General features: G+C 58.9%; 23 protein-coding genes and 1 tRNA gene. 6 read left to right on the top strand and 18 right to left on the bottom strand.

Annotated features, from left to right (window positions below):
• Window positions 1–15: 15 nt before the first annotated feature.
• The 4 genes from QD408_RS17575 to QD408_RS17590 form a co-directional block, all read right to left on the bottom strand.
• Window positions 16–432, bottom strand: coding sequence for an MAPEG family protein (locus QD408_RS17575; protein WP_414140178.1), 417 nt, complete (start codon window positions 430–432; stop codon window positions 16–18).
• A 107-nt stretch (window positions 433–539) separates the two neighbouring features.
• A complete protein-coding gene (locus QD408_RS17580; RefSeq protein WP_088680560.1) occupies window positions 540–1,094 on the bottom strand; it encodes a hypothetical protein in 555 nt (184 codons plus the stop codon).
• A gap of 2 nt (window positions 1,095–1,096) precedes the next feature.
• The gene (guaB, locus tag QD408_RS17585) at window positions 1,097–2,581 is read right to left on the bottom strand and encodes an IMP dehydrogenase (RefSeq protein ID WP_414140179.1); all 1,485 of its coding nucleotides are present in this window, start codon (window positions 2,579–2,581) and stop codon (window positions 1,097–1,099) included.
• 276 nt (window positions 2,582–2,857) lie between these two features.
• Window positions 2,858–3,850 (bottom strand): MBL fold metallo-hydrolase, encoded by a 993-nt coding sequence (locus QD408_RS17590; protein WP_414140180.1) that lies wholly within the window; start codon window positions 3,848–3,850, stop codon window positions 2,858–2,860.
• 234 nt (window positions 3,851–4,084) lie between these two features.
• Here QD408_RS17590 and QD408_RS17595 point away from each other — a divergent pair, with 234 nt between their 5' ends.
• Window positions 4,085–5,509 carry an MFS transporter gene (locus QD408_RS17595; protein ID WP_414140181.1) on the top strand — a complete coding sequence of 475 codons (1,425 nt, stop codon included), beginning with the start codon at window positions 4,085–4,087 and terminating at the stop codon, window positions 5,507–5,509.
• Window positions 5,510–5,512: 3 nt separating this feature from the next.
• On the opposite strand, the gene QD408_RS17600 is transcribed toward QD408_RS17595, so the two are convergent.
• The 3 genes from QD408_RS17600 to QD408_RS17610 are packed head-to-tail and all read right to left on the bottom strand — an operon-like array spanning window position 5,513 to window position 8,229.
• Entirely contained in the window at window positions 5,513–5,896 is a 384-nt protein-coding gene (locus tag QD408_RS17600; protein ID WP_414140182.1) for a VOC family protein, read from the bottom strand.
• A 48-nt stretch (window positions 5,897–5,944) separates the two neighbouring features.
• The gene (locus QD408_RS17605; protein ID WP_414140183.1) at window positions 5,945–6,664 is read right to left on the bottom strand and encodes an RlmE family RNA methyltransferase; all 720 of its coding nucleotides are present in this window, start codon (window positions 6,662–6,664) and stop codon (window positions 5,945–5,947) included.
• 8 nt (window positions 6,665–6,672) lie between these two features.
• A complete protein-coding gene (locus tag QD408_RS17610) occupies window positions 6,673–8,229 on the bottom strand; it encodes a Ppx/GppA phosphatase family protein (RefSeq protein ID WP_088680553.1) in 1,557 nt (518 codons plus the stop codon).
• A 244-nt stretch (window positions 8,230–8,473) separates the two neighbouring features.
• Here QD408_RS17610 and QD408_RS17615 point away from each other — a divergent pair.
• From QD408_RS17615 to QD408_RS17635, 5 genes are all read left to right on the top strand, one after another.
• A tRNA-Gln gene (locus QD408_RS17615) sits at window positions 8,474–8,547 on the top strand.
• 464 nt (window positions 8,548–9,011) lie between these two features.
• Window positions 9,012–10,166 carry an acyltransferase family protein gene (locus QD408_RS17620; protein WP_414140184.1) on the top strand — a complete coding sequence of 385 codons (1,155 nt, stop codon included), beginning with the start codon at window positions 9,012–9,014 and terminating at the stop codon, window positions 10,164–10,166.
• Window positions 10,163–11,263: a hypothetical protein gene (locus tag QD408_RS17625; RefSeq protein ID WP_414140185.1), complete on the top strand. Its 1,101-nt coding sequence runs from the start codon at window positions 10,163–10,165 to the stop codon at window positions 11,261–11,263. The genes QD408_RS17620 and QD408_RS17625 overlap by 4 nt, the downstream gene beginning before the upstream one ends.
• A 5-nt stretch (window positions 11,264–11,268) precedes the next feature.
• Window positions 11,269–11,643, top strand: a complete 375-nt coding sequence (locus QD408_RS17630) for a hypothetical protein (RefSeq protein WP_414140186.1) — start codon at window positions 11,269–11,271, stop codon at window positions 11,641–11,643.
• Between the two features lie 51 nt (window positions 11,644–11,694).
• Window positions 11,695–12,801, top strand: coding sequence for a glycosyltransferase family 4 protein (locus QD408_RS17635; RefSeq protein ID WP_414140187.1), 1,107 nt, complete (start codon window positions 11,695–11,697; stop codon window positions 12,799–12,801).
• Window positions 12,802–12,842: 41 nt separating this feature from the next.
• Here the strand turns inward: QD408_RS17635 and QD408_RS17640 are convergent, their stop codons facing one another.
• The 11 genes from QD408_RS17640 to QD408_RS17690 all read right to left on the bottom strand — a co-directional run bounded on the left by QD408_RS17640 (window position 12,843) and on the right by QD408_RS17690 (window position 24,832).
• Entirely contained in the window at window positions 12,843–13,574 is a 732-nt protein-coding gene (locus tag QD408_RS17640) for a glycosyltransferase (protein WP_414140235.1), read from the bottom strand.
• Window positions 13,575–13,592: 18 nt separating this feature from the next.
• A complete protein-coding gene (locus QD408_RS17645) occupies window positions 13,593–14,525 on the bottom strand; it encodes a GDP-L-fucose synthase family protein (protein WP_414140188.1) in 933 nt (310 codons plus the stop codon).
• Window positions 14,526–14,529: 4 nt separating this feature from the next.
• Window positions 14,530–15,612 (bottom strand): GDP-mannose 4,6-dehydratase, encoded by a 1,083-nt coding sequence (gene gmd / locus QD408_RS17650; RefSeq protein WP_414140189.1) that lies wholly within the window; start codon window positions 15,610–15,612, stop codon window positions 14,530–14,532.
• A gap of 3 nt (window positions 15,613–15,615) precedes the next feature.
• Complete coding sequence (locus QD408_RS17655; RefSeq protein WP_414140190.1) at window positions 15,616–16,491, bottom strand: glycosyltransferase family 2 protein; 876 nt, start codon at window positions 16,489–16,491, stop codon at window positions 15,616–15,618.
• Window positions 16,492–16,535: 44 nt separating this feature from the next.
• Window positions 16,536–17,459, bottom strand: coding sequence for an NAD-dependent epimerase/dehydratase family protein (locus QD408_RS17660; RefSeq protein ID WP_414140191.1), 924 nt, complete (start codon window positions 17,457–17,459; stop codon window positions 16,536–16,538).
• A gap of 100 nt (window positions 17,460–17,559) precedes the next feature.
• Window positions 17,560–19,398: an asparagine synthase (glutamine-hydrolyzing) gene (gene asnB, locus QD408_RS17665; RefSeq protein WP_414140192.1), complete on the bottom strand. Its 1,839-nt coding sequence runs from the start codon at window positions 19,396–19,398 to the stop codon at window positions 17,560–17,562.
• Between the two features lie 18 nt (window positions 19,399–19,416).
• Entirely contained in the window at window positions 19,417–20,607 is a 1,191-nt protein-coding gene (locus QD408_RS17670) for a glycosyltransferase (RefSeq protein ID WP_414140193.1), read from the bottom strand.
• 7 nt (window positions 20,608–20,614) lie between these two features.
• A complete protein-coding gene (locus QD408_RS17675) occupies window positions 20,615–21,787 on the bottom strand; it encodes a glycosyltransferase (protein WP_414140194.1) in 1,173 nt (390 codons plus the stop codon).
• Window positions 21,745–23,079 carry a glycosyltransferase family 2 protein gene (locus tag QD408_RS17680; protein WP_414140195.1) on the bottom strand — a complete coding sequence of 445 codons (1,335 nt, stop codon included), beginning with the start codon at window positions 23,077–23,079 and terminating at the stop codon, window positions 21,745–21,747. Before QD408_RS17680 ends, QD408_RS17675 begins: the two co-directional genes overlap by 43 nt.
• Window positions 23,080–23,081: 2 nt before the next feature.
• The gene (locus tag QD408_RS17685; protein ID WP_414140196.1) at window positions 23,082–23,966 is read right to left on the bottom strand and encodes a class I SAM-dependent methyltransferase; all 885 of its coding nucleotides are present in this window, start codon (window positions 23,964–23,966) and stop codon (window positions 23,082–23,084) included.
• On the bottom strand, window positions 23,966–24,832 hold the full coding sequence (locus QD408_RS17690; protein WP_414140197.1) for a class I SAM-dependent methyltransferase: 867 nt from the start codon (window positions 24,830–24,832) through the stop codon (window positions 23,966–23,968). Before QD408_RS17690 ends, QD408_RS17685 begins: the two co-directional genes overlap by 1 nt.
• Window positions 24,833–24,835: the final 3 nt, after the last annotated feature.

A 24,835-nucleotide genomic window follows, 5' to 3' on the forward strand; every position in this document is an offset into this window, starting at 1 on the left:
GCGGCGCGGGCAGCCTCACGCCATCGCCATCCAAGCGGCGAGCCAGATCCACATGGCGGCGAGCACCAGATAACCGGCGGCAAAGATCGGGCTGCGGTAGCGGAGATCGTTGCTGGTGACGTGAATGGCCGCATGAGCATAACGCAGGGCGACGAAGACCCAGGCGAGGCAGACGGAGACGAGATTATCGGCCTCGGTGACATAGAGAAGCACGCAGCAGGCATAGAAGAGCACAGGCAGTTCGAACTGGTTGGCAAGGCAATTCTTGACGACCAGGCTTTCGGCGGGCTCGTCGCGATTTTCGCGATAATCCGATTTTCCGATCTTGCCGGCACGGACCATTCTCCCGCGACGCATACCCAGAAGCGCATAAAGACCATAGACCAGGGCCACATGGGCAAGGAGTGGCCAGAAGATTTGATAGCCGGTCATATCAGCCTGAAGTCCTTTCCGCTTTTGCAGTCTTTCGAGCAATAGCCGAAAGCGGAACAGGATACCACGCGGCCTTAAATCGCAGAGACAGGCGGAGCAAGCGCCCTTCAGTCTTCGCCCGGAGAGAGCCAGCGGGCAATGACAAGCCGGGCGGCGACGATGAAGCAGACGGCGAGGCTTGCGAATTTCAGCCGCGTCATCCACGGCAACAGGTATGTCGCAAGACCTGTAGATGCGCCGTTACCGAAGGCAATGAGGCTCGAAATATTCTCGCCGTAGTCGGCAATGCCGTAGATGAACGGCAGCAGATAGATCGCCTTGGCGACGAGCGGATGAAGCGACCGGCCGAACCATGAGCCGACAGGGCCAAGCTTGACGAAGACGAGGAACAGCAGCGCCGTCAGCAAGGCCGGAAAGATCAGTTCCGGCCCGAAATACATGGCGCGCAACAGCCTCGTCGCCGTCTCGTTCTCATCGAGCAGCTTCTGCATGTGGAAGACGGCAGATTCGTCGTAACCGGCGAAATAGGTGTCCAGCACCGCCTGCCCGGTTTCGTGCTTGAACGGGACGACGAAGCCGAAGGTCGTCCAGGCGAGCACGGCAAGGCAGAGGGCTGCGAGCAGCGCGACGACCCAGAGGGGAATTGCGCTGCCCGCTTTCATGATCAGAGGCCGGCGCCCGGATAGTTCGGGCTCTCGCGGGTGATCGTCACGTCATGGGCGTGGCTCTCGCGAAGGCCGGCGCCGGAGATGCGCACGAAGGTGGCCCGCTCCTGGAAATCCTTCAGGTCCTTGCCGCCGACATAGCCCATGGCCGCCTTGAGGCCGCCGGCGAGCTGGTGGACGACGGCCGAGACCGGTCCCTTGTACGGCACCTGGCCCTCGATGCCTTCCGGCACGAGCTTCAGCGTGTCGCGCACTTCAGCCTGGAAATAACGGTCTGCCGAGCCGCGGGCCATGGCGCCGACGGAGCCCATGCCGCGATAGGCCTTGAAGGAGCGGCCCTGGTAGAGATAGACCTCGCCCGGGCTCTCATCGGTGCCGGCAAGCAGCGAGCCGATCATGACGGCGGAAGCGCCGGCGGCGATCGCCTTGGCAAGGTCGCCGGAGAATTTGATGCCGCCGTCAGCGATGACGGGCACGCCCTGATCCTGCGCAGCCTGAACGGCCGACATGATGGCGGCGAGCTGAGGAACGCCGACGCCGGCGACGATGCGCGTCGTGCAGATCGAACCAGGACCGATGCCGACCTTGACCGCATCCGCACCGGCATCGATCAGCGCTCTCGTGCCGTCATAGGTGGCGACGTTGCCGGCCATGATGCGCACCGAGTTGGAGAGCTTCTTGACGCGGGTGACGGCATCGAGGACGCGCTGCGAATGGCCATGGGCCGTGTCGACGACCAGAAGGTCGACGCCGGCCTCGATCAGGCGCTCGGCACGCTCGAAGCCGTCATCGCCGACGCTGATGGCGGCGGCGGCACGAAGCCTGCCCTGCGCATCCTTGGACGCGTTCGGGTTCAGCTGTGACTTCTCGATATCCTTGACGGTGATGAGACCGACGCAACGGCCTTCGGTGTCGACCACCAGGAGCTTTTCGATCCGGTGCGAATGCAAGAGGCGCTTGGCTTCCTGCTGCTCGACGTTCTCCTTGACCGTGACCAGATTGTCCTTGGTCATCAGCTCGTGGATCTTCTGCTCCGGGTCGGAAGCGAAGCGGACGTCACGATTGGTCAGGATGCCGACGAGGCGGCCCGACTTCTCGACGACGGGAATGCCCGAAATGCCGTGCGACTTCATCAGGGAGAGCGCTTCGGCGAGTTTCGCCTCCGGGCCGATGGTGACGGGATTGACGACCATGCCGCTTTCGAACTTCTTCACCTGGCGAACCTCTTCGGCCTGCTCGACCGGCGTCAGGTTGCGGTGGATGACGCCGAGGCCGCCGGCCTGCGCCATGGCGATCGCCAGCCGGCTTTCGGTGACGGTATCCATGGCCGAAGAGAGGATCGGGATGTTGAGGTCGAAGTCGCGCGCGATGCGGGTCGCGATGTTCGTCTGGCCGGGCATGACCTCGGAGTGCCCCGGCTGCAGCAACACGTCGTCGAAGGTAAGCGCGTCCGCGCCGGTTGCCGTTTCAATGATGCGTGCCATGGCCAAATTCCTTCATTTTAGAAAAATGCAATCCCTGCCCGGAAACGAATCGTCCGCCCCGGCGGTGTGCATGAGTTGCTTGGAAGTTGGCGAGGGCTGGTAACACGTCTATGACAGGAAGGAAATAGCAAAAAGCCCGGCATATCAGCCGGGCTCGTCATGGGTGCCATGCACGGAGAGCAATTCCCAGGTAAAGCCAGAAGCAATTTTACCAGAAATTGCACCGAACAGAAGGTCGAGCGGTTCCGGCTTCGGCGAAAAGCTGAACCGTTCGGATCAAATATCGAACTGATAGGTCTTCGGCACGAAGCGATAACCTCCATCCTGCCTCTCGGCGAAGCCGACCGCCGGGAACGGCATGTGGTAGCCGAGGAAGGCGATCTTGTCGGTTGCGATCATGTCGAAAACCTTGCGGCGGCTGGCCGCCGCCTGCGCCTTGTCCATATCGAAGCGCACTTCCCAATCCGGGCGCAGCAGCGACAGGATATAGTGGTTGGCTGTATCGCCGATCACGACGAGGCGTTTGCCCTCGGATTCCAGATGGAACACCATATGCCCCGGGCTGTGACCGGCGGCCAGCATTGCCGTCATGCCGGGCGCGACGCTGTCGCCGTCCTTGATGAAGGTGGCTTTTTCGACGAGCGGCGCGACATTGGCGAGCACGGTCTTATGGCCGCCTTCGGCGGGCGTGCCTTCACGCGCCTTGTTCGACCAGAAATCATATTCGGCCTGGCCGATGACATAGCGGGCATTTTTGAAGGCAGGAGCGCCATTTTCCATCAGGCCGCCGATATGATCGCCGTGCAGATGGGTGAGAGCCACCACAGTGATATCGTCGGCCGAATATCCCGCGGCTTTCAGGCCTTCGGCAAGCTGGCCGGCCCCGCGCGCCCGCCCGGCCGCACCGAAGCCGGTATCGACGAGAATGACATCCGAACCGGTATCGATGAGAGCGGGCGAATATCCGTTGAGAAATTTATCTTCCGGCAAGAAATTTGCGGTCAGCAATGCCTTGACGGTTTCCGGGTCCTGATTGGTGCCGAAGGTTTCATAGGGCTTTTCGGAGATGTTGATGCCGTCGCGCACGACGGTGAATTTATAGGAACCAAGCTTGAATTGATTGATTTCGGGCAAAGGCGCTGCATTCATATTGCTGCTTTCTCCAGTCGCGGCCGCTTCGGCCTTCTCTCTTAAAATCATCGGCGCCGCCAGCAGTCCGAGGCCTGCGGCAAAAAGCGTGCGCCGCTTTATTCTCGTTGAAATTGCCATATCCCATCCCCTTCGATGCGCGGTGTGCTCCACGCCGTCCGGACGATATGTCCACCGGATTTGCCCCGGCGAAGCAAACATATGTCAATCTTGACACAAGAGGTTGTCGGGCAAGCCATCTCACGCAGACGTGAACCAAACGTGTCGTCGACGCCGATTGAAGGATTGGCAGGCCGGGGAAGTGGGACTACACAGCAAAGGCCTCCGATCCGCAGCCTATCAAGGCTCCCGCCTATGAACCGCATCGTCCCGCTGATCCTCGCCGTCGCTCTCTTCATGGAGCAGATGGACTCCACCGTGATTTCGACGGCGCTGCCGGCAATCGCCAGGGATCTCAATGTTGGACCGATCACGCTGAAGCTCGCTTTGACCTCCTACATGGTGGCGCTGGCGGTGTTCATTCCGGTCAGCGGCTGGATGGCCGACAGGTTCGGCGCCAAGAAGATCTTCCGCCTCGCCATCTCAGTCTTCGTCATCGGCTCGATCTTCTGCGCCGCCTCCTCCAATCTCGTCGAATTCGTATTTGCCCGCTTTCTGCAGGGCATGGGCGGCGCGATGATGACGCCGGTCGGCCGTCTCGTGCTGGTGCGCACCACGCAGCGCAGCGACCTCGTCTCGGCAATGGCCCTGCTCACTATCCCTGCGCTCGTCGGCCCGTTGACCGGCCCGCCGCTCGGCGGCTTCATCACCACCTATTTCAGCTGGCATTGGATCTTCCTGATCAACGTGCCGGTTGGCATCGTCGGCATCTGGCTTGCGACGATTTTCCTGCCGGAGGTGGAAGCGACGGCGCCGCCGAAGCTCGATGTCATCGGCTTCATACTCACCTCGCTGTCGGCTGCGGGCGTCGTTTTCGGCCTGTCGGTGGTCAGCCTCCCGGCCCTGCCCCCGATCATCGGCATCACCGCCACCTTGATCGGCCTTGCCTGCGGCTTCCTCTATGTCAGCCATGCCAAGCGCCATCCGGCGCCGATCCTCAACCTCAACCTGTTCAAGAATCCGACGTTCCGGGCCTCGACCACCGGGGGCAACCTCTTTCGTATCTGCGTCGGCGCCATGCCGTTCCTCACGCCGCTGATGCTGCAGCTCGGCTTCGGGCTGACGCCGTTCCAATCCGGCCTCATCACCTTTGCCGGAGCGATCGGGGCAATCACCACGAAATTCATGGCCAAGCGCGTTTTCGCCGCCACCGGCTTCCGCACGACGCTTCTCGGCGCCGCCATGGTGACGACGCTCGTGACCGTCATCACCGGCTTCTTCACGCCGGCAACGCCGCACCTCGTCATCATCGGCGTGCTGCTTCTCGGCGGCTTCTCCCGCTCCTTCATGTTCACCGGCGTCAATGCGCTTGCCTTTGCCGAGATCGATGATGCGGAAGCGAGCCAGGCGACATCGATGAGTTCGGTGATGCAGCAGATCAGCCTGGCGCTCGGCGTCGCGGTCGCCGCCGCGATACTGGAAACCTCGATCTATTTCCGTGGCGAGGCCCTGCAGGTCGCCGATTTCCACCTCGCCTTCTACGTCATCGCCGGACTGACCGTCATTGCGACCATTCCCTTCATCAGGATGGACCGTAATGCCGGGGCCGTCGTTTCCGGCCACCGTGCGAGACACATGAAGCCGTCGACTATGGAAGCGGAACAGCCGGCGGTGAAATAGGTCCTATATGGGACTCTCGCAGACCGCGCTGAGCTTGTTGCCGTCGAGATCGCGCACATAGGCGGCATAGAAATGGGCGTGGTAGGAACGCAGGCCCGGCCCGCCTTCATCCATTCCGCCAGCCGCTATCGCCGCCGCATGGAAGGCATCGACAGCCGCCCGCGTTTCGGCCGCGAACGCGACCATGGCGCCGTTGCCTGACGTCGCCCGGCGGCGATTGAAAGGCGTCACCACCCAGAAACGGCAGCGCGTATCGCCGTCGGCGGAATAGCCGATTTCCTCCTGCGAATAATGCTGGCGCCGATAGCCGAGCGGAAGCAACGCAGCATCGTAAAAATGGCCTGCGCGATGAAGGTCGTTGGTTCCGAGCGTGACGTAAAGAAGCATGGGATCAGATCCTGGTATAGCCATCATCGGCCAGGACAGGCCCGAAGATCAAGCTTCCTCTGCTTCGCCTTCCGCCTTACGCCCCTTGAAGCCCTTGGCGAGCAGGAACATCTCGACCGATTCGGCGCGCGAGGAGTTCGGCTTGACGTGGACGACCTGCCGGAAATTCTGCTTCAGCATGGCGAGCAGGTCGCGCTCGGTGCCGCCCTGGAAGGTCTTGGTCAGGAAATGCCCGCCTTCCCCCAGGACTTCGATCGCGAAATGGGCCGCCACCTCGCAGAGATGCATGGTGCGCAGATGGTCGGTGCGGTGGTGGCCGGTGGTCGGGGCCGCCATGTCCGATATGACGAGATCGGGCGTGCCGCCGACGGCTTCCATCAGCTTTTCCGGCGCGCTGGGATCGAGGAAATCGAGCTGCAGGATCTTGACGCCCGGCAATTGGGCCATTTCGAGGAAGTCGATCGCGGCAACGCGGATATCCTCATCCGTCGAGCCGGTAACTTTGGCGGCGATCTGCGACCAGCTGCCGGGAGCAGCGCCGAGATCGATGATGCGCTTGGCGCCGCGTAGGATATGGTATTTCTCGTCGATCTCCAGGAGCTTGAAGGCGGCACGGGCGCGATAGCCCTCAAGCTGGGCGCGCTGCACATAGGGATCGTTGATATGGCGCTGCAGCCACTGGCGCGAGGACGCCTTCATCTTCTTGTTCTTGACGCGCTGGCCGAGCTTGCGGCCGGTGCGGTTTCCCGCGATCGGTGCCTTGGTCATGCCTTCTCCTATTTCGCGCGCTGGCCGCGGCGGTTGCGGTGACGCCGCCATACGCCGTCATCGGCCATCATGTCGGTCAGCAGCCCTTCCCTCAAGCCGCGATCGGCAACGCGCATGCGCGGGCTCGGCCAGCGGCGGCGGATCGCCTCGAGGATGGCGCAGCCGGCGAGCACCAGATCGGCGCGATCCGGCCCGATGCAGGGATTGGCGGCGCGGCTTTCAAAATCCCAGGAGAGCAGCTTCGCCTGCATGGCGGAGACCTCGCCGTCGGACAGCCAGATGCCGTCGACCTTGCGCCGGTCGTAACGCGGCAGGTCGAGATGGACGCCGGCAAGCGTCGTCACCGTGCCCGACGTGCCGATCAGGTGGAAGTCGCCGGTCTGGGCGATCTCGATCTCGGGGCAATCGAAACGCCCGAGCATGCCTTCGACCTCACGCACCATGCCTTCGAAGCTCTCGGGCGTGACATCGCGCCCGCCGTGACGCTCCGACAGCGTCACGACGCCGACAGGCAACGAGGTCCAGTGGGTGATGTGATTGGCCAGCCGGCTGAAGCGATTGTCGCCGATGCGGATGACCGCGATCTCCGACGAGCCGCCGCCGATATCGAAGAGCACGACGGAGCGCGTCTCGCGCCCGACCAGCGACGAGCAGCCGGAGACCGCAAGCCGCGCTTCTGTCTCGCGATCGATGATTTCGAGCGCGAGGCCGGTTTCGGCAACGACCCGGCTCAAGAATTCCTCACCATTGACTGCCTGGCGGCAGGCCTCGGTGGCGATCAGCCGCATGCGGCGGATTTCACGATTCCTGAGCTTGGAAGCGCAGATCCTCAGCGCCTCGATCGCCCGGTCCATCGCCTCGTCCGACAGACGGCCGCTTGCCGCGAGCCCTTCGCCGAGGCGCACGATGCGGGAAAAGGCATCGACGACGCGGAACTGACCCGGACGGGTCGGCTGGGCGATCAGGAGACGGCAATTGTTCGTGCCGAGATCGAGGGCGGCATAGAGCTCTTCCGGCCATGCATGCTCGCCGGCCTGGCGATCCCCGTCGCGACCGGGATGGGCGTCGCCATCCCTGCCCTTGCGGCTCGACGCTGCGCCATTCTGCGCTTCACGCGGCTCGACACTGCGCGGCGTCTGTTCCACGCGGCTCTCATGCTGCAGAGAAGGCTTTGCCGACGTCAGCGGCCGGCCCTGCAGACCGCGCTTGCCGCGATGTTTGCGGCGGTTGCGCCGGCTCGGAGCCGAATCGCCATCGGCCCGGCCGGCTTGGCCTGCCGCTGCCGCCTGTTCCATGGCATGGGGGTGAGGTGAACCGTCCTGCGCAGCACCCTGGCCGCCACGACGGCGACGCTTTCGCTTGCGGGCCGGATTCCCGGCTGCATCCTCTATCGGGCGCGCAGGCTGTCCAGCACCGCCGGAAAGCTCATGCGAAGCGGAATGAGCGGCGTTGCGGGATTGCCCGCCACGCTTGCCCTTGCGGCGCCTGGACTTCTTGCCGTCCCTGCGCCCTGCCGCCGACGCCCCGTCAAATTGCGGCTTCGCGCCGCCTTCGGGGTCTTCCACGTTCTTTTTCCATCGCGCCGCGCAACTCCTTAAGGCATGCAGCAGGCGCTCATTCGATTTTTGCGTTGCCGCAAAGATATCAGCGCCCACCGAAATCGCCAAATTCTTTTTTGGACAGGCGATTTGCCGGTGCTTTCACCTGTTCCCAACATGACCGGATTTTTTTCAAAACAGGTATTTGCATTCCCCCGGCTTTTGTTTATAAGCGCCGCACACCAGCCGAACCGCCCACCGGTTCGCCTGCTGGGGAATAGTTCAATGGTAGAACAGCGGACTCTGACTCCGTCGATCTTGGTTCGAATCCAGGTTCCCCAGCCAACATCTATTTCACCTGAAAGATCAGCGGTTAGGCCCTCAACCGAGAAGTCAACCGGAACAGTTTTCCGGCGCATGTTTCCGGATCGTCCTTGATCTATTGTGCACTTGAGGTCGGCGCCCTGGAAAACTAGCTTTTGCCTCAAATCGACCGGAGCCCTCCCATGCGATCAACCTCAGACGGAGGGATGCCCGCCCCTCTCTACCATTGGCCCCACAAGACCGGCAAGCTGGCAGAGGAAATCGTTCTGAGGTCATGCTTTTTGAGATCGGCGCGATACCCCCGCGCGATAGGAAAGGAAGAGCTAGGCGTGAAGGTTTTCGAGAAAGTTGGGAGCGATCCTCAAGGCGCTGTCCCGTGTTATGACGGCATAATGCTCCAGCGTTAAGGTCGGTAGCCTTCAGAAACAGCTTGATCGCGTTCTATAGCGACATATACAGTTTTCCGCGAATGCGGGAGACTTTGAATGCAAGTGAAAAAACTCGAAAATCATCAGGTTAGCACAAATATTCCACACATTGGCGCTTTAGACGATCTTCGCGGGATTGCAGCACTCATGGTCTTTTTTGCTCATGTCGTGCATAATTTGACGAGAGGCATTGACGCCAGCATGGGCGCGTGGCTGAGGCCAAGTAATCCGTTGTTTGCCATCTTAGCCGAGGGGCATGCAGGCGTTTCGCTTTTTATGGTTCTGAGCGGTTTTTTGTTCGCCTACGGCGCACACGGTAGTGAGGTCCGCTATTGGCGCTTTGTTTGCAATCGCATACTTCGGATCTACCCGATGTATCTTTTGCTTTTGTTCTTTGCAGCCTATTCCAGCCCTTCTCAGTTCAGCTTTGAAGGCTTTATTGCTAGTGCCGTTCTTTTCTCCAATACAGGTGACGCGCTTAAAGATATTGGCTTCACCGCACTCCTCTGGACTATTTCCGTTGAATTTCTTTTCTATCTTATATTTCCGTTCCTCAATCGCTTTAAAAACGCATTTGGAGTCGAATACCTCTTCCGCCTCCTCGTGTTGCTGATAGTACTTCGCTATCTCGCGATCGGCCTAGGCGCTAGCGCGCGTGACATATCTTATTTCACCATCGTTGGCCGGATCGATCAGTTTCTGATTGGTATGATTGTAGCGTCCCTCTATCGGGAAGGCCATTTCAAGCTGAAGCATCCGCGACTTTATCTTGCCGGCAGTATTGTTTTGGTATTGCTATCACAGTTTGCATTGAACCGAATGGGAGGCTGGATCCAGGATACGGAATGGAAAGGGATATGGCATACATATGAAGCAATGATTTTTTCGGCCTTAATTGTCACTTATCTTTTCAGCTATTCTGCACTCAACGCTCTCTATAAGTCGCTCATGGCAAGAATAGGATTGGTGAGCTACTCGATGTACCTCCTACATATGCCCGTGTTGCTGCTGCTGCAGAGAAAACATTGGTACGCAAAGGTGACTGGTAACCTCTATTGGGATGCGCTGATCACCGCCTGCTACCTCTTCCCTGTCGTATTCTTTCTTTCAAACGCAACGTACGAACTGATTGAGAAACCATTCATGGATTTCCGAACACGATATTTGTCCCCACTAAGCACCAAGGAAGTTGGTATTAGGAGTCCAGCATGACCGTGCTGGCTAACTATTCGTTCCGCTGCCTTGGAGCCCTTGCTGTAGGTGCGATCATTTCGATCTGTGCCGCAACTCCCGGTTACGCTTTCGATTGGGACTATTCTCACGTCAAATATGACCTGACGACAGACGCCGTGCTGGGCTCTGCGCAGGACTTTCAAGCCTGGACGTCGGAGCCCCGCAAATATCTGAAGGAGAAGTTCGAGGCAGCAATCACGATTGAGCCGCAAGTGGTAGCTGTCGGAAAGCCGAGGGCCATGGTCGGCTATACGCTGACCGATGTCGACCTGCTTTTCCCGGCTGTGGAAAAGAACGGCAGCGATCTCCACATGGTCTTGCTACTTGCTCGGCCCAATCGTCCAAAAGACGGTCCAGCTATCGTCGCCATGAATGGCCATGGAGAGGTCGGCGGAGAAGGACACGGCCAGGCTCCGGAAGGATTGTTCAAACCCGGTGCTCAAGGCGACAAGCTGGCGCGTGACGGATTTACGGTCATCGGCATTCCGGACGCCATTCACGAGCCGTTCTCGGAGCTGGCGAAAACCGTTGACTATCCAGTAATCTGGGCCCGGTTGGCTGACAGATCGCTGGACAAGATCAAGCCGATGTTACCGGAAGGTCAGAAGTTCATTGCGCTTGGGAATGCAGTTGGCGGCTTGTCGTCACTGGTGCTTACGGCCATGCGCGACGATGTGATCGCGTTGGCGAACAACGGCGCCTTCTTCTCGCTCGAGCAGACGAGGCGGGAATACCGAATCTACACCCATCCGTTCTGCCATGACTTCAGGGCGTTCTTCACCTATACCGCAGTATATGCGCTCATTGCACCGAAGCCTCTGCTGATTGAGGAAGGGAAGACTGACGCTCTATGGCTCGGCGCACCACAACAGCTGAAGCCGAATGACTGGTTCAGCGGGACGAAACGCGGCCCCATAAGCGATGAGATCATCGGCGCCTATTTGCAGCTCAAGCAGATATGGTCGAAGTTCGATGCGCCGATAGCCCTCGATATCCATGATGGAGGACACGAGGATTTCGACATCCCCGCTTTCAAGTCTTTCGTGGGGCAACTACAAGCAACGCACATCCAGTGAAGTATATGTTGAATAATAAACAGAAGTCGATTGCCTGGGCTTTGGTGGGGATGATTGTGGGAGCTGCCGCGACCGTTGGGACGGGGTTCACCAAAGGCGGATGGGTGACGCATCGCGGTCTCCGGAAAGCGCTGGATGTGCAGGACGCACGATTAAGCGATAAGATATTGGTGGCAACCGCCGCAGCCCTATTGCCCTATTGCATCGAGAAGTCGCTTAGTGATCCCAACCGCTATCAAGTCATCCTCGATCTGCGCGCAGCGAAAGTCGAAGACCGTGAAAGCGTCATAGAAAGGTCGGGATGGGCGACCCCCCTGGGCAGCGACAAACCGGATCGCGAGCTAGGTAAAGTGTGCTTGGTAAAACTCAATCTGTTTTAGCTACCGATTTGAAGCTATCCAACCAGCGCGACGATAAGCAGGGCTTCCCATATGCGTGTCCTTCACTTCTTCAAGACTTACTGGCCAGACACCTTCGGGGGCATCGAGCGCACGATTCACGCTCTAGCCAAGGGCGGCAATGCTCATGGCATTCAGACCGATGTGTTGTCCCTTAGCCTCGATCCGCTAATCAATACTGTCGAGTTCGATGGCCACATGGCTTACAAGGCGAAACAGAATCTCGAGCTAGCCTCAACCGGTTTCTCGCTGGACGTTTTTAGAAAGTTTCGCGAACTGAGCGCGCAGGCCGATATTGTACATTACCATTTTCCATGGCCTTTTATGGACTTGGTTCACTTCGCGACCCCACCTCGCAAGCCATCGATTGTGACCTATCATTCGGATATCGTGAAGCAGAAGACGCTCGGCCGGATATATAGGCCGCTGATGTTGCACTTCCTATCGTCCGCGGATCAGATCGTTGCGACGTCGCCAAATTATCTAGGATCCAGCGAGGTACTTCAGCGGTTTAAGAACAAGACCGTAGTCATCCCGTTAGGCCTCGACGACGCAGATTCCGCCATTGCGGATGAAGCCGAAAAAAAGCAGTGGAAAGCCAGATTTCCAAAACCGTTCTTTCTCTTCGTCGGCGTTCTTCGCTACTACAAGGGCATTCACATCCTTCTTGAGGCTGCGAAGGAAGCGACTGCGGACGTTGTGATCGTCGGCGGCGGTCCGATGGAAGTCGAGCTCAAGGCGCGCGCGGCCGACCTCGGTCTGCAAAATCTGCATTTCGTAGGTGTGGTTTCCGACAACGCAAAGGCGGCGCTACTCGAACTGTGCATCGCGTTGGTTTTTCCCTCGCACCTCCGATCGGAGGCTTTCGGTCTGTCTCTGGTAGAGGCGGAAAGGTTCGGAAAGCCAATGATCAGCTGCGAGATCGGAACTGGAACGAGTTACGTTAATCTAGATGGTGTCACTGGAATCGTCGTTGCGCCGAATGACGCCTGGCAGCTGGCGAAGGCGATGAACGATTTGGCCGACGATATCGAACTCACGCAGCGCTATGGCGCTGCAGCGTTCCGCCGCTATGTGGAAAACTTCACGGCGGCGCGCATGGTTGCAAAATACGTCGATCTTTACAAGTCCCTGGGCTGACGCTGACCCAGGATGACGGTTAACAGCGCCGAGGATCGGCTCTAACCCATGAGGGCCTTGTACCAAACGGCGTAGGGCTGCATCAGCCACCACTTGATTGGCACGCTGCCGTGATGTTTCCGGACTGTGCGGATCGCCTCGCTGTAATGCTGGCGGCGCAGGGTGTTGGTCTTAGTCGTTTCGTGCTCGCGGTTAACGGCGACATCCTCGTGCACGAAGTGAAGCGGGCCGCTTGCTTTGAAAAGGCGCCACCAGAGATCGTAATCCATGACCATGTGCAGGTCCGGATCGGCGCCGCCAACGGCTTCCCAGGCCGAGCGACGGATGAGCGTAGCAGGCTGAGAGATGATGCAGCGCAGTGCCAGCCTGCGCTCGCTGAATGGCTCCACCCACACCGGATAACGTCGTCCGGTCCTCTCGACGACATTTAACGCCAGGCCATACGCCGCCGGTGCATCCGGCGCCTCGTCGGCAAGCGCGCGGCAAAGATGCTCCAGTCCGCCTTTCAGATACCAATCGTCACTGTTCAGCCAGGCCACGTACGGTGCGCTACCGCACGCAATACCCTCATTGATGGCAGCGGCCTGTCCATTATCGCTATGGCTTCTCCATCCAGCCAGCCGGTGCTCCCACTGACGGATGACTTCGATCGAACAATCCGTCGAGCCTGCATCCATGACGAACACCTCGACCGGCACATCCTGCTGGAAGATGGACTCCAGCGCCTGGTTGAGATACCGCCCCTGATTGAACGACGGGACAGCGATCGTCACCAAGGGTGCACTCATAGATTAATCCGCCGGCCGGTTTTGAAAGTCAGCATAGGCCTTGGCGATACCTTCGACGAGAGGTGTGCTTGCCTGCCAGCCAAGTTTCTTCATTCTATCGACATTTAGGAGTTTACGAGGCGTACCATCCGGCTTTGTCTGGTCGAACACAATATCGCCTTCAAAACCCACAACCTTCATTACCGTCTCCGCCAGTTCGCGGATGGTTACATCCGTCCCGGTGCCAATATTGTAGAGCCCCTCGGCGACGCCGCTCTCCATCAGGAACACGCTGGCGTCGGCCATATCATCGACATAGAGAAACTCGCGCATCGGCCTACCAGATCCCCAAACAACCATTTCGCGATCGCCCCGAACCTTCGCCTCATGCGCCTTTCGGATCAACGCAGGTAGCACATGGCTGTTGTTCAAATCGTAGTTGTCATTCGGGCCATAAAGATTGGTCGGCATGGCGGAGACATACCTTGTGCCATGCTGGCGATTATAGTTCTCGCATAACTTGATGCCGGCAATTTTGGCAATCGCGTAGGGTTCGTTGGTCTGCTCCAGTGGCCCCGTCAGCAAGTAGTCCTCACGGATCGGCTGGGGGCAATCCCGAGGATAGATGCAACTAGAACCCAGGAACAGCATGCGGTGCACGCCCGCCTGCCAGGCGGCGTTAGTTATATTGGCTTCGATAAGTAGGTTGGTGTATAAAAAGTCAGCACGGAATGTATTGTTAGCATGGATGCCTCCGACCTTGGCGGCAGCCATGAAGATGAAGTCAGGACTTTCTTTACCGAGGAACGCGGTGACGGCCTGCTGGTTCGCCAGGTCAAGCTCCTCGTGTGTGCGAGTTACGATATTGTCGTATCCACCGTCCAGCAAGCGCCTCACGATCGCCGATCCGACCATGCCGCGGTGCCCTGCAACATAGATTTTCGCTTGCCTATCCATTGGCTCACTCGTGATAGTCATAGGCGGAAAAGCCATGGCGCTTGACCAGTTCGTCACGCTCGGCGGCCTTCAGGTCCTCTCGCATCATTTCCCGCACAAGTTGCTCGAAAGTAATCTTAGGCGTCCATCCGAGTTTTTCCTTCGCTTTCGTAGCGTCACCGAGAAGGGTTTCGACTTCGGTGGGGCGGAAATAGCGCGGGTCGACAGCGACGATGCATTTGCCTGACGGATCATAGCCTTTCTCGTCGATGCCTTCGCCCTTCCAAGAAATTTCTATGCCCACTTCACTTGCAGCTGCATCGACAAACTCCCGGACGCTGAATTGCACTCCGGTCGCAATAACAAAATCTTCGGGCGTCTCCTGCTGCATCATCAACCACTGCATTTCGACATAGTCCTTGGCGTGACCCCAATCGCGCTTGGCATCCATGTTTCCAAGGAACAGGCAATCCTGCAAGCCGAGCTTGATGCGGGCGATCGCGCGCGTGATCTTGCGCGTTACGAAGGTCTCGCCGCGCACCGGGCTTTCGTGGTTGAACAGGATGCCATTGCACGCATACATGCCGTAGGCTTCGCGGTAATTGACGGTAATCCAATAGGCGTAAAGCTTGGCCACGGCATAGGGCGAGCGCGGATAAAACGGTGTGGTTTCCCGCTGCGGAATCTCCTGCACCAGTCCGTAGAGCTCGGACGTCGAGGCCTGATAGAAGCGGCAGGTCTTTTCGAGACCTAGAATACGCATCGCCTCGAGAATGCGCAGGGCTCCTAGAGCGTCGGAATTGGCGGTATACTCCGGCTCCTCGAAGGAGACCGCTACATGTGACTGGGCGGCGAGATTGTATATTTCATCCGGCTGAACCTGCTGGATGATGCGGATCAGGCTGGAGGAATCCGTCATGTCACCGTAGTGGAGAATGAAACGGCGGCCGGTTTCGTGCGGATCCTGATACAGATGGTCGATACGATCGGTGTTGAACAGCGACGCGCGCCGTTTCAGGCCGTGAACCTCGTAACCCTTCTCCAGAAGGAGTTCGGCCAGATAAGAGCCGTCTTGCCCCGTTACACCTGTGATCAGCGCCTTTTTCATGTGCTATCCATTCTTCCGTAAAGCGACCTGTAAAGCAGCATCGGCACGCTTGTGTTTCAAGAGATACGCGATATGGCGCATGATACGCTGCGCCATATTCATCCTGCCATTAGCGTGGGCATGACGGAGTACCGCCATTTCCCGCGCCCCCCGCTCACGAAAATCCTTTTGGGATTTCTGATTGCCGTGAACGCGGAACAATCCGAACAGCTCGGGCACATGGTTGAACACTGCCCCGGACTGCATGAAACGCAGGATCAGATCCCAGTCCATGGCGAAGTGAAATCGCTCGTCGAAGCCGGATCCCGCCCTCTCCCATAGACCGCGCCGCCAGAACATGGTTTCCTGTGGTACGTAGTCGACGAACCGCAAGATCTCCTCGTCGTGCCCCGGTAATATCCAGCGACCGATCTCGCTTCCCTGTTCGTCGATAACAAAGCGGTTTCCGTAAATCACTTCGACCGAAGGGTTATCGCGAAAATAGCGACCGACTAGATGAAGCGTTCCGGGTAGCAGCATATCGTCGGAATTCAGATAGGCCATGATCTCGCCGCTGCTGCGGGCAAAACCACGGTTCAGTGCATTTGTCTGTCCCTTATCGGCTTCCACAATGATGTCAACACCACGGTCGCGATAATTCGCGAGTATCGCTTGCGAGCCGTCGGAAGATACCGCGTCCTGCACGATGTACTGCAAATCGGGGTAATGCTGTGCCAGGACGCTGTCGAGCGTCATGCCAACGAATCTGGTCTGATTAAAGGACGGCGTAACAAGACTAATTCGCGGTAGATTCTGGTCATCGCCGGACCGTCCGATTGTAGCGATGCTAAGCGGACGCGGGGGATATTGCTCAAACAGGCCAAGCCGAAGGCCAGCCATGCGCCTTACCGTTGTGCCAACGCCGATCTCAGATAAGGTAGCCCTCATGCCAGGCCGCATTCCTTGCGGAACCAGGCGGCATAGCGCGACAAGCCGGCCCGCCAGTCAATCGAGGGCTGCCAGCCCCAGACCATCGCGCGGGATATGTCAGCCTGGTAGTCGCGCGGATCGCCATGCCGCTCGGTGCCGCAAAACACGGGGCGGTCATTCTTGCCCATAAGATAGAAGAGTTCGCCGACGACATCGGCGACGGTGACGGCAACACCGGAGCCGCCATTTACCACCGGGCAATGTGGGCCGGCATTATCCGCTGCACAGATCATGAGTTCCGCCGCGTCGGAAACATGCAGCCAATCGCGGGTCTCCAGCCCAGTCCCGAAAAACTCGGTCTCGTCGTCACTGATGCGGCGACAGGCATCCCAGAGGAGCTGTTTGCGGAAGCCTTCGCCGTAAATCGAGAACAGGCGGACGACTGCTGTGTTGAGATTGAATAACCGAGCATGGTCGCAAACCAGCTCTTCGGCCAGACGCTTATGTGCACCATAAGGTGATGCAGGACGAAGGGGAGCATCCTCCCGTATCGGAAACTGCCCGGCGATCCCATAGACCGCGGCGCTCGACGGATAGACCAGAGTCGCCTGCGGGCAATCGCTACGCACGAACTCTAGCAGATCAGCCGTGGCCGATACAGTCCTGCGGAAATCCAAATAGGGGTCGCTGATCGAGGCCCCCACGGAACCGCTTCCTGCACAATGAACGACGATGTCCGGACGAGTATTGAGAGAGCGTAGCGCTGCAAGAGAGACATCGCTTTCAACCCAGCGCTCAATGCCCCAAGAGCGCTGTTCCTCGATGCCCCAACTGCCGTGACCGATGCCGTGAACGGTCCAACCCTTATGCGAAAGGGCAATAGCCACATGCCGGCCGATCGAGCCGTTGGCACCCGTTACCAACGCAATATCAGTCACTCTGCGCACCCAACGATCCTTCCGGGGCCGTCCACGACGGCCGATATTACATTCTTGCGCTGCTCGCCGCGAAAGGCGGACGCGACCCTCCCAGTCAAATTCAAGCGGCCTTGCGACTCAACTCGCCTAACGGTTTTCCTTCTATGTGCAAACGCGTCCAGCATTCAAGCAGGACGAGCTTGTAGAGGAAAGGCAGGTTGTAGGCGGATAGGTCCCGAGACTTCTCAGGCTCGATCAGGCCTTGGCGCACTAGGGCGCCATTTTCGACAAGCGGCAGGAAGTGACTGACGATGCCGTGCATCCAATCGCGCACGGGCGGCGTGAAACCCTGTTTCTTGCGAGATAGGACATCGGCCGGCAAAGCGTCCTGCAGAGCTTCGACCAAGAGCCACTTGTGCGGCTTGTGCCAGTCGACGAGGCCGCTGTTACGCATACCCGTAACCCGGTCTACTAGCTCGACATCCAGAAGCGGCAACCGGCCCTCGACCGAATGGGCCATGCTCATGCGATCGAATAGGGCCAGGCAGTTCGACCGAAGCCAAGTGCGGTTCAAAAGGTTCGAGATCGCCAGATGCAGGGGGCCGGAGACGTCGAGCGCAGCCTCTTTCAGCCAGTAGCCCTCCGGCAGATGATCGAGTGCCTTTTCCGGCATGAGCTTCCGCGACCAAGCGTCGCCGTTGCGCAGATCGGGGTGAACCCCGAAGAAATCCGTCTTTTCCGGCGGCTTCTGCCCCACAAGCCGTTTCCACCAGGGCAGTTTCACCTTCTTGCCGGCCAGCAGGGTCTCGTTGCGCGACATGGCTTCGCGCACCCATTCGTACCCCCAGAAGAATTCGTCGCCGCCCATGCCAGACATCAAGACGGGATAGCCGGCCTCGCGGGAGGCCTTGGCAACGGAGTAGTAGCCGAAAGCCGCGATATCGCCAATTGGCGTATCCATGACGTCGACCAGTGCCGGGAAGCCGTCAATCACCTGGTCCGTGTCCAGCTCCACTTCAGTGAAGCCGATGCCGAGATCCTTCGCAAGGGTCTTGGCAAAACCACGCTCATCCGACTCAGGGCGGCCTTTGTAGCCTATCGTGAACGCATGCAACTGGCCCGGAAAATGCCGCGCCGTCAGCGCTGCGACTAGGCTTGAATCGATACCACCAGACAGTGCGACGGCGACTGGAACATCCGCCGTGCCCATAAGACGGCAGGCATTGTCGAGAATTTCCTCGGTAACCGCCACCGGCTTGCTGGCATCTTCTCGAACGTCGGAAAGATCCCAGTAGGATTGTGGCGCCACATCGAGCGCGCCCGGCTTCAGCAGCAGATAGTGGCCAGCCGGCAACAGTTCGAGACCCTGGAGTGGAGTCAGCGGCTCCGGAACGTACTGGAACGTCAGGAACATGTTGAAGGCCTCTGGCGTCAGCTTCAGCGGCTTGGGCATTACCGAGGTAATACTTCGGATTTCGCTGGAGAACCAGATCTGCCCGGCATCGCCGCGATGCAGATAGAGGGGTTTTTCTCCCATCCTGTCGCGGGCCAGGAGCAGTGTCTGGTTACGCTTGTCCCAGAGCGCAAAGGCGAACATACCGCGCAGCTTGGCGAGGCAATCGACACCGTATTCCTCGTAGGCGTGGATGATTGTCTCGACATCGCTCAGGCAGGAGAACTGGTGCCCAAGCGCGCGCAGTTCCTCGCGCAGGGCATCGTGATTATAGATCTCGCCATTGCAAATGATGACGATGTCGCCAGTCTCGTTGAAAAGCGGCTGACGTCCGCCGGCGAGATCGATGATCGACAGGCGACGCATAGCGAGCATTACATTTGTGTCGTCGAACATCCCCTCCGAATCGGGACCGCGATGCTCCAGCAGCGCGTTCATGCGGCCGACGCCGGTTATGTCCGCCTTTGACAAAGCCGAGTTTGAAATCATCCCGCTAATGCCGCACATACTCGCCTTCCTGTTCCTCTATCCGGCTTTCGGCGCACGGCCGGCCGCTTCGTTCGCAATCGCGACAAACGCATGCGCGGATGCCACCCGCGCAGCATCGCGCCGATCGGCTGCCGCGCGTTCCGTCTCGACACAAGGCCCAGCCGTCAATCCCGGCAGTACCTGCTCGATACGTTCAGCCATATCGTTCGCATCCGCCGCCCTGAACAGATGAGACCGCTCAACATCATTCAACTGTTCCTTGTGAACCGCGATATCGGATGCCAGGATGGGTCTACCAAGGGCCTTAGCATCTTCTATCACCGTGCTCCACCCCTCAAACAGAGAGGGCTGAAGAACGAGGCTTGCTGCACGGAAAAGTTCGATCTGATGGTTCCGAGGTACGAGGCCGAGGATCGTCACCTGATCGGCGATTCCCCAGTCGCTGAGGCTCCGGACCAGCCTGTCGTAATAGCCGGGATCGCGGCGATCCGATTGCAGGCCGGTGCAGACCATTCTCACGATCACTTTGCGATCCTTCAGGATTTTCAGTGCCCTGAAGGCCGTCTCGTGATCCTTGTGCCTCCAGAAATGGTTGGCAACGTAGACGAAGTGTTCCGGCACCCCGTAGGATCCGAGTATCTGCTCGCCGGCGCCCATCTCGTTGGCCGCTATGCTGCTGCAGAACGACCAGACACGCGGCACAACCGTCGCATTAGGAAAGAAGAAACGGAAATCGGCGAGCGCGGCATGGCTCGACAGGAGTAAGACACCCTGTGTGGCCGCGATCTCGCCGATGCTGCGGGTGCGGGTCGCCAGTTCTTCCGCCGAAAAAAGCTCAGGGAAATGAAATATTTGGAAGTCCGGCACCCAGTATAGATTGGTGCGCCAGCGCTGCGAGGCATCGAAGGCCGGGAAATAAACGGTGTCACGCGCGGCAGGCCAGAATGCGCCGAGGGCAGGCACCCGGCGAAGGACAGCCCGGTGAAGGCGCCGCGCGTGGGCCATCAATCCGGCTGCCCGGCGTCCGGTTGCCTGACGCGCCAGCACCGGATAGCGAAGCATGCGCCGAGCGAGCTCTGTTTCGCCCGATGACAGGAATACGAGTCGCGCTTCAGGCCGATCGGCGGCAGGTATCGAGGACAGGGCGGCCAGGAGATTGTCGATATAGATCGATCCGCCAAGCCACTGCGCGTCCTCTAGAAATTCTATCCTCAGCTTCAACCTCATGCACGGCCTATCTCATCGCCTGTCGGGCGATATCAAGGAAAACCCGGCCGGCATCCAGGATGCGGCCTTCCATCTCGTGCAGCGCCTTCTGTTCCGATACTCGGTCGGGCCCGGATGCGAGCCCGGCCCAGGCGACGGCGAGCTTCGCAGCCAAATCGGAGGGCTCGTGAGGATCGAAGTAGATGCAGCGGGCGGGATCTTGCTCACGATGAACCGGAAGATCCGACAGAAAGATCGGGCGGCCTATTGCGCGTGTATCCTCCACAACCGTGCTCCAGCCCTCGAACAGCGATGGCTGGACGATCGCCGCGGCGCGCCGGAAGATTTCCACCTGGGTAACACGGTCGATGAGGCCCAGAAGCTTGACCTGATCCTGAAGGCCTTTCTCCTCGATAAAGGCGAGAAGGCCGGCAAAATGGCTTTCGTTGCGTCTGTCGGACTGCGCCCCCGTGCACACAAGTGGGATGGTAAGACCATAATCTTGCTTAAGGATTGTGAGAGCCTTCAGTACCGCAATATGGTTCTTGTGCGCCCAGAACTGGTTGGGCAGATAAAGGAATTTCGACGGGAGTCCGAATTTTAAGACTATCGAATCATCAGCTGCCCCTCGAGTCTGCAGCAGCGAGCAGAAATGCCAAACGCGTGGCGTCGCCGGCTGGCCGGGATAAAAGGAGCGAAAGTCGGCAGCGGCAATCTCGCTGCTGAGGACGATCACACCGGGCTTCGCCGCCAATTCCGCAATAGAACGGTCGCGCGCGGCGATCTCGTCTGCCGAGAAGAGATGGGGAAGATAACGGTGCTGAAAATCTGGGATCCAGCGTAAGGTCACCGCGCCTTCTACCTCTCGCCCGAAGCCCGGATAGACAATATCGATGGGGGCCTGGGCAATCTTCAGACCGATCTTTCGCGCGATACGCTTCAGCAGGCCTTTCTTGCGGCCCCAGGCGTCCGCCAGATGATTTTCGGCAAGGAACTTGCCGACTACATCCGGCGCGCCGAGGAGTTCGACATGCGGACGCTCGTTGGCCGGCAACCGTGAAAGGCAGATGGCAAGATTTTGTAGATACAGCACCCCGCCCATCCAGGTCGGATCACTGATCAGCTCTATCCCAATGCGAAGTGTGCGTTCTGGTCCGTTCACGATGTGTGCGGCTCCCGCATAGACCGGCGCCAGGCCCATTTCCTGCCTATCTTCGGTATCGGGTTCCAGGCGAGCCGGCGCAGGCGCTCCAGCTGAGGGCGGTCGGGGAGGTTAGAAAAATCGAGCGTCGTCAGCCCGAACCACCTCTCACTTTGCAGCGTACGCAGAAGACCGCGCTGCCGCAGGGTTGCAACATCCAGGCCGACAGATTGCACGTCCGCTTCCTGTACCGGCCCCGTGGCTGCCACCAAGAACAACGGCAGGCGGATTACGCCTGGAAATATCTCCGGACGGCAAAGCACGTCGGCTCCATCGGTTGCGATCGCCTTCCTGAACTCCCGGAACATCCGACGCTGATTGTGGATATACGAAATGATGCGCCCCGGCAGAGAAGCGAGCCAGTAGATAGGAAGAAAGAGGGGCCTTAACGCTGTACGCAAGGTCAGATCGATAACGACGCGCTTGATGAGGCGCATCCGGTTGCGATTGCGATAGACAGCCGGCGCGTGACGGCCGATGAAGCGCCAATGGTCACGCACGTTGCTCATCGACCGGCGAGAAAACAACTCGTTCCAGATGGAGCGAACAGTGCTCCGCCCCTGCGTCGGCACGATTCCCGTTTCCTCGATGTGCGCCATGATGCGGGACTCATAGGTCACGCCTAGTTTGAAGCCATGGCTTTTCAACCGGCAGAAGAACTCGTAGTCGGCGAGGTAATGCGGCAGCATCTCGGCATCGACATTTCCCGCGGCTCGGATCATCCGCAGCGGGATGATGCTGCCCCGCCCCGGAAGCACATCCACGTCGTCGCGATAGATCTCGCCAGAGTCGACATGCTGCCTTACCGAGAAAGTATAGCCTTCCCAGTCGATATATTCGCCGGCATCGAGAACCTGGTCATGGTCCCTGCTGTCGACAATCAACCCGCCGACCGCTGCGTCATGCTGAAGTGCAGCCTTGACCAGCGTTTCGACATAATCGGAATCCAGAATCGTGTCGTTGTTCATCATCAGGACCAAATCGTCCGGTCGGCCGCCGAGTGAGAGCACATGGTCTATGCCCAGCGCCATGGATCCGGACCACCATAACTCCTTGTCCGTTGTCAACACCGTGACATCGGGAAATTCGGCGCGAATGGCTGCGACACTTCCATCGGTTGAGCCACCGTCTGAAACGATGATGTTGACCGCCCTCCATGTCTGGGCCCGTAGGTAAGCGATACAGGCACGAGTAAAATGCAGCCTGTTGAAGACCGGTATGATTACATGCACGGTCGGTAGACCGGAATCGGCCACCCCTGTCGCAGCGCCAAATTCCGCCTCGGTATTCATCGTCAGTTGCCGATACCGGAAGAGGAATCGAGAATCTCTCCGTTTTTGCCGATCACGAGGAAGTCGATCTGGCGCTCCCAGTGGAAGGAGGTGAAGAACAGGTCGCGGTTGCGCTCGAAGAAATCCTGGAACGGGTTAGTATAAGCGCTTTGAAGCGCTTCGAAGAACTCGTTTCCAAGTTCACGGCGCTCGCTTTCGTTCCATTCTATCAGGCAGAGCGTGTTTCCAAGCCTAATGCTGTGCCAGCGATGATGATCCTGCAGCCGGGTGAAATTAAACATCACATCCGAAAGACGCGTGGGCACTTCCAGATAGCCCCGCTTGCCGACGCGCGACAGTTCGCGCATCGCCTGGCCTGGATTGTCGAGGTGCTCCATCACGTGAGAGCAAAATACGAAGTCGTAGGCACCGTCTTCGAAGGGCAGCCTCTCGATATCGACCTCGAAAAACGTACGACCATCGAGAACCATGGGTTCAACCCGATGCGTCGTTTCCTCGGGGAACTTATCGGCGAGATGATTGGCGCGCTGGAAAGGATATCCTCCGGATCCGACATCCAGCACAAGATCGGTTTCGGCGATGTCCCACTTCATCACCTCGTTCTGATAGGTCCAAGTGCTGCGTACTGGTTCGGCGCGTTTTTTAAGTCCCGGAGCCAACATCCAGGCCTCTTTTGGCAACTGAGTCAACAGTAGCTCCTGCGCCGAGTGACGCAGTTCCGCATTATCTTCTATCCCACTCGACCTCACCAGTTCCTTGACAATGGGAAGCAGCCATTGCACGTCGTCAGCGCCGGCGGTCTTGGAGGACTGCGAGCGCGCCTTCATCCAAGCTTCGAACTTCTCGCGCCTGCGGCGCTCGAGACGGTTGACTATGCGTGTCAGCATCACTGTGTCCCAGTTTCGTGTGGGCGGGATATGACCGCCATCAATTCTTTCGTGACAGGCAGCGTCGAGACCCTGGCACCAAACTCGGCAAGCATGGCGGCGAAGCTCTCCTCGCTCCAAAACCAGTTGTGGCCCAGGAACTGGTCCCCCGTCCCGTCAGGCACCACGATCGCCACCGTGCCACCGGGACGGCAGATGCGTACGAGTTCGGCAGCGACCCCCTTCGGATACTCCAGATGCTCGAGCACATCCGTGCACAGGACCAGATCAAAGGATGCCGTCTCGTAAGGTAGGGTCTGGTGGATCACGAACTGCTGGAACTTACCGTCAGGCACCGCTCGAGCCGCGCCTTCGACCGCCTTTCCCGAAAAATCGAGGCCGGAAACGGCGAGGGTCGGACGACGCCGAAGCACTTCGCGAAGCAGATCTCCGACGCCGCAGCCAACGTCGCAGACGCTTCCGCTATTCGGGAGATGCACCTCGATAAGGTCGACGATCTCCGTCGTCAGCTTGTCGCGTGCATGGCCAGCTTCGGCCTTGAATGCAGCGAGATTGGAGCTGTCACCCCACAAGAGGTCGTAACCCTCTGCAGAGTTGTCCTCCGTCAACCAGCCGACCCCTAGGTCGGCGCTACGCGTCTGGTCGGGGAGCAGCACCGCGCGATATCTGTTCTTCGGGACCAACAGGAACCGGTCAACAGGACCGTAGACATAGGTACCCTTCGGCACGTAGTCGTATTGACCTTGCGGGATATGATCCCAGCCGTCGGCCGAATAGGGTGCGTTGCCGTGGATATCCCTTGCGCTGAGCGCAGGATAGACGAGTTCAGCCGCGCAGCGAAGGGCTGACGCAATACGTTGACGCATACG

This window comes from Rhizobium sp. BR 249 (genome assembly GCF_047445895.1).
Classification (GTDB): domain Bacteria; phylum Pseudomonadota; class Alphaproteobacteria; order Rhizobiales; family Rhizobiaceae; genus Rhizobium.